Genomic DNA, 9,762 nt, shown 5'->3' on the forward strand with positions numbered 1-9,762 from the left:
TGGGGAGGGTGGCGGGAAGCACTGGTGCCCCGGGAACCACGCCCTGCGCGCTTCCTCGCGCGCGGGGCCCGGCCACAGGTCATCGACGGCGGGCCGCCCACGAGGAGGCGGCCCGGACGTGCCGGCCCCCGGACCTCCCGGCGGGCAGACACAAAAGGACCTTCTCGTGGGCAGAGCGCACGAAAGGTCCGGGAAAAGTGCGTCAGACTCGAATCACCCTACGGCATGAAACCGGGCGACAAGGAAGCGTTTGAGACATCGATCACAGGTGACCAAGGGAACTGCCGCCCTCTTTCCAAGGCCGTGCCCCCTTTTCTCCGTGCTTTCCAGCGACCCCGCCCCGGTCCCGCCCTCGCGGCGCACAGAAGGTCCACAGGGTGCCCCGGGCACCCCCACGGCCTGCGGCGTCAGCCCGCGAGGGGGCTGACACGCGGTCTACCATCAGTCCATGACCCGTGTACTGCTCGCTGAGGATGACGCGTCCATCTCGGAGCCCCTGGCCCGCGCCCTGCGCCGCGAGGGCTACGAGGTGGAGGTGCGCGAGGACGGCCCCACCGCACTGGACGCGGGCGTGCAGGGCACCATCGACCTCGTCGTCCTCGACCTGGGACTGCCCGGGATGGACGGCCTGGAGGTCGCCCGCCGGCTGCGCGCCGAGGGGCTCGCGGTGCCGATCCTCATCCTCACCGCCCGCGCCGACGAGGTGGACACCGTCGTGGGGCTGGACGCGGGCGCCGACGACTACGTCACCAAGCCCTTCCGGCTCGCCGAACTGCTCGCCCGGGTCCGGGCCCTGCTGCGGCGCGGCGCCTCCGAGCCCGCGCAGCCGCCCGCCACGCACGGCGTGCGCATCGACGTCGAGTCGCACCGCGCCTGGATGGGCGACGAGGAGCTCCAGCTCACCGCCAAGGAGTTCGACCTGCTGCGGGTCCTGGTGCGCGACGCGGGCCGCGTCGTCACCCGCGACCAGCTCATGCGCGAGGTGTGGGACACCACGTGGTGGTCCTCCACCAAGACCCTCGACATGCACATCTCCTGGCTGCGCAAGAAGCTCGGCGACGACGCGGCGAACCCCCGCTACATCGCCACCGTGCGCGGAGTCGGCTTCCGCTTCGAGAAGAGCTGAGCCACGGCGGCCTCCGGCACCGGCGCCGCCCCGGCGGCCCCGGACCGCCCCACCGGGGCGGAGCCGCCGTCGGGGACCGGCGCCGCGCCCCCGCACAATGGGTCCATGCGCCGACGACTGATCCAGTCCACCCTCGCCGTGGTGCTCGTCGTGATCGCCGTCTTCGGCGTCTCCCTCGTCATCGTGGAGACCCAGACCATCACGAGCACCGCCCAGGAACGGGTCGAGTCCGAGGCGGTCCGCCTCGTCTCCATCGTCGACAGCAGGCTCATAGGAGAGGAACGGATCAGCGCGGAGATCCTGCGCGATCAGGTCGACCCCGAGCGCTACGCCGTCGTACGGCTCAGGAACCGCGCCCCCCTCGCCATCGGCGACAAACCCCGGGGCGAGGTGATCGAGGCCACCGAGCACGGGGAGGCCGGGGAGTCCGTCACCGTCCAGGAACCGCGCTCCGAGGTCACCCGCGAGGTCGGCCGGACACTCCTGATCATCGCGCTGGTCGCGCTGCTCGCCATCGTCGCCGCCGTCCTGCTCGCCGTCCGCCAGGCCAACCGCCTCGCCGCCCCCCTCACCGACCTCGCCGAGACCGCCGTACGCCTCGGCTCCGGGGACCCGCGCCCGCGCCACAAGCGGTACGGGGTGCAGGAACTCGACCGCGTCGCCGACGTGCTCGACGCCTCCGCCGAACGCATCGCCCGCATGCTCACCGCCGAACGCCGGCTCGCCGCCGACGCCTCGCACCAACTGCGCACCCCGCTCACCGCGCTGTCGATGCGGCTGGAGGAGATCACCCTCACCGACGACCTCGACACCGTGAAGGACGAGGCGACGATCGCCCTCACCCAGGTCGAGCGCCTCACCGACGTCGTCGAGCGGCTGCTGACCAACTCCCGCGACCCGCGCACCGGCTCCGCCGTCTCCTTCGACCTCGACGAGGTCGTCAAGCAGCAGGTCGAGGAGTGGCTGCCCGCCTACCGCAACGAGGGCCGCGCGATCGTGCGCTCGGGACGGCAGCGGCTGCGCGCCGTCGGCACCCCCGGCGCGGTCGCCCAGGTGCTGGCCGCGCTCATCGAGAACTCCCTGATGCACGGGGGCGGCACCGTCGCGCTGCGCACCCGCGTCATCGGCAACCAGGCCGTCATCGAGGTCACCGACGAGGGTCCCGGCGTCCCCGGGGACCTCGGCGCCCGTATCTTCGAGCGCGCCATCTCCGGCCGCAACTCCACCGGCATCGGCCTCGCCGTGGCCCGTGACCTCGCCGAGGCGGACGGCGGACGCCTCGAACTCATCCAGTCCCGGCCCCCCGTCTTCGCCCTGTTCCTCGCCCGCACCCAGCCGCGCCGGGCCACGAGCGAGGACGAGGGGAACGAGGGGAGCGGGGCCGGGACGACGGTGCGGTAGCGGGCGGGGCCGCGAGCCGTCCGGGAGGTGCCGCCCTCTCGGTCTCAGTCGACGCGTGCGTGCCGGGCGGCGCGGCGGCGGCCGTTCCTGCCGTGGCCGGGGCCCGCGCCGGGGCGGCCGGAGGCCCGGCCCTCCGGGGCGCCGCCGCGCGCCACGACCGGCGAGGGGGTCAGCGAACCGTGCACCAGCCCCCGGTGCGGCTCGGCGACGGTCAGGAGGGACTCGGCCTGGGCCACCGGGTCCTCGGCGGCGGGCAGCGCGCGGAACACCCACGAGCGGTACGACCAGAACCGGAACAGGGTCGCGACGCCGATCCCGGCGAACTTCATGATGTTCGACTGGAGCGGGGTGTCGAGCCCGAACCCGTAGGTGCCCGTGTAGAGCACCCCGTTCTCGATCACCAGGCCCACGACACTGAACGCGGCGAACAGGACCAGCTCCCGGGTCCGCCCGGACTTCTCGCGGTCGCGGTAGGTGAAGTAACGGAACCCGACGTAGTTGAAGACGATCGCGACGACGGTCGCGATGACACTGGCCCGGACCACCGGCACCGAGGTGGCGTGGCGCACGATGTTGAAGGCCAGCAGATTGACGAGGACGCCCGCACCGCCGACCGCGCCGAACTTGGCCACCTCCGCGCTGAGCCGTCTCAGACGCGAGGAGTGGGGCAGGGCACTGTCGTTCGTCATATGGCGCTCGGTCCCTGTCTGGGCGATGGAATACCCGCCATGCTAACCAGCGCCGCCCCCCGTCGCCCGGTCACCACGGCAAAGCGCGAACGCTGTCGGTCAACGGCCGGTCACTCTCGGAGTAAAGGCGCAGGTGTGACGCGGGCGACCGGAGGAAAGGAAAGTACGCCCGCTCCCGGCCGGTCACCGGCGCGTCCTGTCCCACCGCGCCGGGCCGATACCCTGGAGCGGTGACATTCCCGGTAGTCGGCATGGTCGGCGGTGGCCAGCTCGCGCGTATGACGCACGAGGCAGGCATCCCGCTCGGCATCAGGTTCAAGCTCCTCAGTGACACCCCGCAGGACTCGGCCGCGCAGGTGGTGAACGAGGTCGTGGTCGGCGACTACCGCGACCTCGACACCCTGCGCGCCTTCGCCCAGGGCTGCGACGTGATCACCTTCGACCACGAGCACGTGCCCACGGAGCACCTGCGCGCCCTGGAGGCGGCCGGTATCCCCGTACGGCCGGGCCCGGACGCCCTCGTGCACGCCCAGGACAAGGGCGTCATGCGGGCCAGGCTCACCGAGATCGGCGCCCCCTGCCCGCGCCACCGCCTCGTGAGCGACCCGGCGGACGTCGCCGCCTTCGCCGCCGAGGGCACCGGCTTCCCCGTCGTCCTCAAGACGGTGCGCGGCGGCTACGACGGCAAGGGCGTGTGGGTCGTGCGCTCCGTCGAGGACGCCGCACCGCCCTTCCACGCCGGGGTCCCGGTGCTCGCCGAGGAACTGGTCCCCTTCCGCCGCGAACTCGCCGCCAACGTCGTGCGCTCCCCGCACGGACAGGCCGTCGCCTACCCGGTCGTCGAGTCCCAGCAGGTCGACGGCGTGTGCGACACCGTGATCGCGCCCGCGCCCGGACTCTCCGAGGAACTCTCCGCCCAGGCCCAGGACCTCGCGCTGCGCATCGCGCGCGAACTCGGCGTCGTCGGCCACCTCGCGGTCGAGCTGTTCGAGACCGAGGACGGCCGCATCCTGGTCAACGAACTCGCGATGCGCCCGCACAACTCCGGCCACTGGACCCAGGACGGCGCGATCACCTCGCAGTTCGCCAACCACCTGCGGGCCGTCCTCGACCTCCCGCTGGGCGACCCGCGCCCGCGCGCCCGCTGGACGGTCATGGGCAACGTCCTCGGCGGCGACTTCCCCGACATGTACTCCGCGTACCTGCACTGCATGGCCCGCGACCCGCGACTGAAGATCCACATGTACGGCAAGGACGTGAAGCCGGGCCGTAAGGTCGGCCACGTGAACACCTACGGCGACGACCTGGACGAGGTGCTGGAGCGCGCCCGTCACGCAGCCGGCTACCTCCGAGGGACGATCACCGAATGAGCACCACCACCGGACCTCTCGTCGGCGTCGTCATGGGCTCCGACTCGGACTGGCCCGTCATGGAGGCCGCCGCGAAGGCCCTCGACGAGTTCGGCATCCCCTACGAGGTGGACGTCGTCTCCGCGCACCGCATGCCGCGCGAGATGATCGCGTACGGCGAGGACGCGGCCGACCGGGGCCTGAAGGTGATCGTCGCCGGGGCCGGCGGCGCCGCCCACCTGCCCGGCATGCTCGCCTCGGTCACCCCGCTCCCCGTCATCGGCGTGCCCGTGCCGCTCAAGTACCTCGACGGCATGGACTCGCTGCTGTCCATCGTGCAGATGCCCGCCGGGGTGCCGGTCGCGACCGTCTCGGTCGGCGGCGCCCGCAACGCCGGACTGCTCGCCGCCCGCGTCCTCGCCACCCACGACGAGGAACTGCTCGGCCGTATGCGCGACTTCCAGCAGGACCTCAACGCCCAGGCCACCGAGAAGGGCAAGCGGCTGCGCGCCAGGGCCCAGGGCGAGGGCGACCGCTTCGGCTTCGGCAAGTGAGGCCGGGGCACACCGACCGGCGGTAGGGCGCGCCCGGAGGGTCCCGCACGGCATCCGCGCACGACCTCTCCGGGCCGTCCCCGAACCCGCCGGGCACACCAGCAGGCCGAGGAGGGCCCCGCGCGGGCCCGGTAAGCGGAGGACACGATGACGACCGACCGTCTCGAAGAGGCGCGCGCACTGCTCGCCGACCACCCCGTGATCGACGGGCACAACGACCTGCCCTGGGCGATGCGCGAACAGGTCCGCTACGACCTCGGCGCACGGGACATCGCCGAGGACCAGCGGGCGTACCTGCACACCGACCTCGCCCGGCTGCGGGAGGGCGGGGTGGGCGCACAGTTCTGGTCCGTGTACGTCGACAGCGCGCTCAGCGGGGACGCCGCGGTCGCCGCGACCCTCGAACAGATCGACTTCGTCGACCAGTTGCTGGCCCGCTACCCCGAGGCGCTCGCCGAGGCCAAGACCGCCGACGACATCGAGCGCGCCCTCACCTCCGGCCGGATCGCCTCCCTCAAGGGCGCCGAGGGCGGGCACTCGATCGCCAACTCCCTCGCCACACTGCGGGCGTTCTACGCGCTCGGCGTGCGGTACATGACGCTCACCCACAACGACAACACCGACTGGGCGGACTCCGCGACCGACGAACCGGGGGTCGGGGGCCTGTCGGCCTTCGGCGTCGAGGTGGTCCGCGAGATGAACCGGCTCGGGATGCTCGTCGACCTCTCGCACGTCGCGCCCAGCACGATGCACGCCGCGCTCGACGCGAGCGAGGCGCCGGTCCTCTTCTCGCACTCCTCGGCCCGCGCGGTCTGCGACCACGTGCGCAACATCCCCGACGACGTCCTGGAGCGGCTGCCCGCCAACGGCGGGGTCGCGATGGCCACCTTCGTGCCGAAGTTCATCCTTCCCGAGGCGGGGGAGTGGACCCGGCGCGCCGACGAGAACCTGCGCGCCCAGGGCTTCCACCACCTCGACACGACGCCCGCCGCGATGGCCGCGCACCGCGCCTTCGAGGCCGAGCACCCGCGTCCCGTCGCGACGGCCGCTACCGTCGCCGACCACCTCGACCACATGCGCGAGGTCGCCGGGGTCGAGCACATCGGCATCGGCGGGGACTACGACGGGACGGCGTTCACGCCCCAGGGACTCGACGACGTCTCGGGCTACCCGCGCCTGGTCGCCGAACTCCTCGGCCGGGGCTGGACGCGCGCCGACCTCGCCAAGCTCACCTGGCAGAACGGGGTCCGGGTCCTGCGGGACGCGGCCTCGGCAGCCCGCGCCATCCAGGAGTACCGGGGCCCGTCCAACGCGACCATCGAACAGCTCGACGGCCCGCGCGACTGACCACGCCGAGGCCGGGCCGCCTCCGGACGTCACCCGAGGCCGGGCATCCCCCGGACGTCACCCGAGGTCGGGCATCCCCCGGACGTCACCCAAGGCCGGGCAACCCCCGGACGTCACCCCCAGGCCGGGCACTCGCACCATCAAGTGCCCGGCCTCCGGCGTGAGTTGGGCGATTGATCGTCGCGCTGGCCGAATTCCGCCCGGCCCCGGGAACCCGGGCGCGCACTGGCCTGTACCTGTGCGCCGACCGTCGTTAGGCTCCCCTCACGGCGCCCCAGCAGGGCTTCGGGGCTCCACTGTTCCGCCCCCACACACTGGAACAACGAAGGGCCAACCCCTATGCGACGCAGTAGAGTTGTGCGCTCCGGCCTCTCCGCCCTCCTCCTGTTCGGCGCTCTCGCCGGTACCGGCGCGGCCACCGCCGCGGCCGACGACACCCCCGGCGCCACCCCCGCCTCGAAACCCGCCGCGAAGCCCGCCTCCGAGGGCGTACTCGCCGCCATGCAGCGGGACTTCAAGCTCACCGCCCCGCAGGCCAAGGCCAGGCTGGCGGCCGAGAAGAGCGCGGCCCGCGTGGACCTCGCCGCCCGTGCGGCGGCCGGACCGGCGTACGCCGGCTCGTGGTTCGACGCGGACAGCGGGAAGCTCACCGTCGCCCTCACGAAGGGCGCCGACGCCTCCGCGGTACGCGCCACCGGGGCACGCGTCACCACCGCCGAGCACAGCGCCCGGCAGCTCGACGCCGCCAAGTCCCGCATCGACCGGCTCAAGGCGCCCGCCGGTGTCACCGGCTGGCACGTCGACCCCCGTACCAGCCGCGTCGTGGTCGAAGTACTCCCCGCTGAGCGGTCCGACAACGATGTCCAAGCCTTTCTCGCCAAGGCGAGGGACGCGGGCCCGGTCACCGTGGCAGAGGCGAAGGGCGCCGCGCAGCGCCCCCGGCCGCTCGCGGCCGGCACGGTCGGCGGGGACCCCTTCTACACCGGCAACGTCCGCTGTTCCATAGGCTTCTCGGTGGTCGGCGGCTTCGTCACCGCCGGGCACTGCGGCCGGCCCGGCCAGGAGGTACGCGGCTGGGACAACAGCTACATCGGCAACATCCAGGGCTCGACCTTCCCCGGCGACGACATGGCCTGGGTCAACGTCGGCAGCGGCTGGTGGACGGCGCCCGTCGTGCTCGGCTGGGGCACCGTCTCCGACCAGCTCGTACGCGGCTCCAACGTGGCCCCGGCCGGCTCCTCGATCTGCCGTTCCGGCTCCACCTCGCACTGGCACTGCGGCACGGTGCTCGGCCTCAACGAGACGATCAACTACGCCGACGGAGCGGTCTACGAGGCGACCCGCACCAACGCCTGCGCCGAACCGGGCGACTCCGGCGGCTCGTTCATCAGCGGTGACCAGGCGCAGGGCGTCACCTCCGGCGGCTGGGGCAACTGCGGCTCGGGTGGGGAGACTTGGTTCCAGCCGGTCAACGAGATCCTCGGCCGCTACGGGCTGACCCTCGTCACGAGCTGACCCGCCCCGCACGGCACGCACACGAGAATCCCCGCACGCACACGGAGAGGCGACCGGGACCCGGCCCCGGTCGCCTCTCCGTGTGCGTGCGGCGGGGTGGTGCTCTCAGGCCCCCGGCCGCCCCATCGCCCGGTACGTCCAGCCGGCCTTGCGCCAGCGGTCCGGGTCGAGCGCGTTGCGGCCGTCGAGGAGGACGCGACGGCCCGCCACCTCGCCGAGCGCGGCCGGGTCGAGATCGCGGAACTCGCGCCACTCGGTCAGGTGCAGGACGACATCGGCGCCCCGCACCGCCTCCAGCGCCGAGTCGGCGTACCCGAGGGTCGGGAAGAGCCGGGCCGCGTTGTCCATGCCCCGGGGGTCGTACACCGTGACCTGACCGCCCTGGAGGTGGATCTGCCCGGCGACGTTGAGCGCGGGGGAGTCCCGCACGTCGTCGGAGTCCGGCTTGAAGGCGGCGCCCAGGACCCCGACCCGTACGCCGAGGAAGCTGCCACCGACGATCTCCCGGGCCATGTCGACCATCTGGCCCCGGCGGCGCATGTTGATCGAGTCGATCTCGCGCAGGAAGGTCAGCGCCTGGTCCGCGCCCAGCTCACCGGCGCGCGCCATGAAGGCCCGGATGTCCTTCGGCAGACAGCCGCCGCCGAAACCGATCCCGGCGCGCAGGAACTTGGGCCCGATCCGGTCGTCGTACCCGAGGGCCTCGGCGAGCCGCGCGACGTCGCCGCCCGCCGCCTCGCACACCTCGGCCATCGCGTTGATGAAGGAGATCTTCGTGGCGAGGAAGGAGTTCGCGGAGACCTTGACCAGTTCGGCCGTCGGGTAGTCGGTCACCAGGAAGGGGGTGCCGTCGGCGATGGCCGAGGCGTACACCTCGCGCAGCAGGGCCTCGGCCCGCTCGCTGCCGACGCCGACCACGATGCGGTCCGGGTGCAGCGTGTCCTTGACCGCGTAGCCCTCGCGCAGGAACTCCGGGTTCCAGGCGAGTTCCGCCCCGGCGCCCGCGGGGGCCTTCTCGCGCAGCAGCGCGGCCAGCCGGGCGGCGGAGCCGACCGGGACCGTCGACTTGCCGACCACCAGCGCGGGCCGCTTCAGGTGCGGGGCCAGTGAGGAGACCGCCGTGTCCACGTAACTCATGTCGCACGCGTACTCGCCGTGCTTCTGCGGGGTGTTGACGCACAGGAAGTGCACGTCGCCGAAGTCCCCGGCCTCCTCGAAGGAGGTGGTGAACCGCAGCCGCCCCGTCGAGCCCTCGACGCCGGGCACGTGCCGCCGCAGGACGTCCTCCAGCCCCGGTTCGTACATCGGGACCTCGCCGCGGCTCAGCAGCTCGACCTTCTCGGGCACCACGTCGAGCCCCAGCACCTCGAAGCCCAGTTCCGCCATCGAGGCGGCGTGGGTCGCGCCGAGGTAGCCGGTGCCGATGACGGTGATCCTGGGCGGGGTGGCCATACGGGTACTCCTGATCGGACGGCGAAGTGCGCTGCCCGAGCATATCCGTGCACCCCCGCCGCGCCCGGGGCCCGGCCGTCCGGGAGCTGTCGGGAAGCTCACGCACCGATCGGCCCGCGTCCGTAGGCCGGGCGGGCCGGGCCGCCTATCATCGGGGTTACTTAGCGGTAGTCAGCTGCGTGGTACGCGCGGTGAGCATGCGGGAAGACCTCGGCGTCAAGGGAGACAGCTGTGTCCGACTTCGATCTGTACCGTCCGGCGGAGGAGCACGACATGCTCCGGGAGACGGTCCGCGCGCTGGCCGAGGCGAAGATCGCGCCGTTCGCGGC

The 9,762-nt window shown here is 72.8% G+C and carries 8 protein-coding genes; 6 read left to right on the forward strand and 2 right to left on the reverse strand.

The genetic code is table 11. The features are described 5' to 3' along the window. Positions 1 to 448: 448 nt before the first annotated feature. Together ACFYMP_RS31870 and ACFYMP_RS31875 are read left to right on the forward strand one after the other, a co-directional pair. Positions 449 to 1,126 carry a response regulator transcription factor gene (locus ACFYMP_RS31870; RefSeq protein WP_363144668.1) on the forward strand — a complete coding sequence of 226 codons (678 nt, stop codon included), beginning with the start codon at positions 449 to 451 and terminating at the stop codon, positions 1,124 to 1,126. A gap of 105 nt (positions 1,127 to 1,231) precedes the next feature. After that, on the forward strand, positions 1,232 to 2,527 hold the full coding sequence (locus tag ACFYMP_RS31875) for an ATP-binding protein (RefSeq protein ID WP_388864132.1): 1,296 nt from the start codon (positions 1,232 to 1,234) through the stop codon (positions 2,525 to 2,527). Between the two features lie 44 nt (positions 2,528 to 2,571). On the opposite strand, the gene ACFYMP_RS31880 is transcribed toward ACFYMP_RS31875, so the two are convergent. Continuing rightward, positions 2,572 to 3,216 (reverse strand): GtrA family protein, encoded by a 645-nt coding sequence (locus ACFYMP_RS31880; protein WP_388864134.1) that lies wholly within the window; start codon positions 3,214 to 3,216, stop codon positions 2,572 to 2,574. Positions 3,217 to 3,446: 230 nt separating this feature from the next. On the opposite strand from ACFYMP_RS31880, the gene ACFYMP_RS31885 reads away from it, so the two are divergent. The 4 genes from ACFYMP_RS31885 (at position 3,447) to ACFYMP_RS31900 (ending at position 7,981) form a co-directional block, all read left to right on the forward strand. After that, a complete protein-coding gene (locus ACFYMP_RS31885) occupies positions 3,447 to 4,586 on the forward strand; it encodes a 5-(carboxyamino)imidazole ribonucleotide synthase (protein WP_388864136.1) in 1,140 nt (379 codons plus the stop codon). After that, on the forward strand, positions 4,583 to 5,119 hold the full coding sequence (gene purE, locus ACFYMP_RS31890) for a 5-(carboxyamino)imidazole ribonucleotide mutase (RefSeq protein ID WP_388864138.1): 537 nt from the start codon (positions 4,583 to 4,585) through the stop codon (positions 5,117 to 5,119). The genes ACFYMP_RS31885 and purE overlap by 4 nt, the downstream gene beginning before the upstream one ends. A 147-nt stretch (positions 5,120 to 5,266) precedes the next feature. Further along, positions 5,267 to 6,466 (forward strand): dipeptidase, encoded by a 1,200-nt coding sequence (locus ACFYMP_RS31895; RefSeq protein ID WP_388864140.1) that lies wholly within the window; start codon positions 5,267 to 5,269, stop codon positions 6,464 to 6,466. A 339-nt stretch (positions 6,467 to 6,805) separates the two neighbouring features. After that, positions 6,806 to 7,981, forward strand: a complete 1,176-nt coding sequence (locus tag ACFYMP_RS31900; RefSeq protein ID WP_388864142.1) for a S1 family peptidase — start codon at positions 6,806 to 6,808, stop codon at positions 7,979 to 7,981. Between the two features lie 105 nt (positions 7,982 to 8,086). Here the strand turns inward: ACFYMP_RS31900 and ACFYMP_RS31905 are convergent, their stop codons facing one another. Beyond that, the gene (locus ACFYMP_RS31905; RefSeq protein ID WP_388864144.1) at positions 8,087 to 9,433 is read right to left on the reverse strand and encodes a UDP-glucose dehydrogenase family protein; all 1,347 of its coding nucleotides are present in this window, start codon (positions 9,431 to 9,433) and stop codon (positions 8,087 to 8,089) included. Between the last annotated feature and the right edge of the window lie 329 nt (positions 9,434 to 9,762).

The organism is Streptomyces sp. NPDC007088 (assembly GCF_042869355.1).
GTDB lineage: Bacteria > Actinomycetota > Actinomycetes > Streptomycetales > Streptomycetaceae > Streptomyces.

What these genes read in the sequence shown, in the direction of transcription:
- ACFYMP_RS31870 (WP_363144668.1), top strand. Translation starts at nt 449, where the DNA reads ATGACCCGTGTACTGCTCGCTGAGGATGACGCGTCCATCTCGGAGCCC.
- ACFYMP_RS31875 (WP_388864132.1), top strand. Translation starts at nt 1,232, where the DNA reads ATGCGCCGACGACTGATCCAGTCCACCCTCGCCGTGGTGCTCGTCGTG.
- ACFYMP_RS31880 (WP_388864134.1), bottom strand. Translation starts at nt 3,216, where the DNA reads ATGACGAACGACAGTGCCCTGCCCCACTCCTCGCGTCTGAGACGGCTC.
- purE (WP_388864138.1), top strand. Translation starts at nt 4,583, where the DNA reads ATGAGCACCACCACCGGACCTCTCGTCGGCGTCGTCATGGGCTCCGAC.
- ACFYMP_RS31895 (WP_388864140.1), top strand. Translation starts at nt 5,267, where the DNA reads ATGACGACCGACCGTCTCGAAGAGGCGCGCGCACTGCTCGCCGACCAC.
- ACFYMP_RS31900 (WP_388864142.1), top strand. Translation starts at nt 6,806, where the DNA reads ATGCGACGCAGTAGAGTTGTGCGCTCCGGCCTCTCCGCCCTCCTCCTG.
- ACFYMP_RS31905 (WP_388864144.1), bottom strand. Translation starts at nt 9,433, where the DNA reads ATGGCCACCCCGCCCAGGATCACCGTCATCGGCACCGGCTACCTCGGC.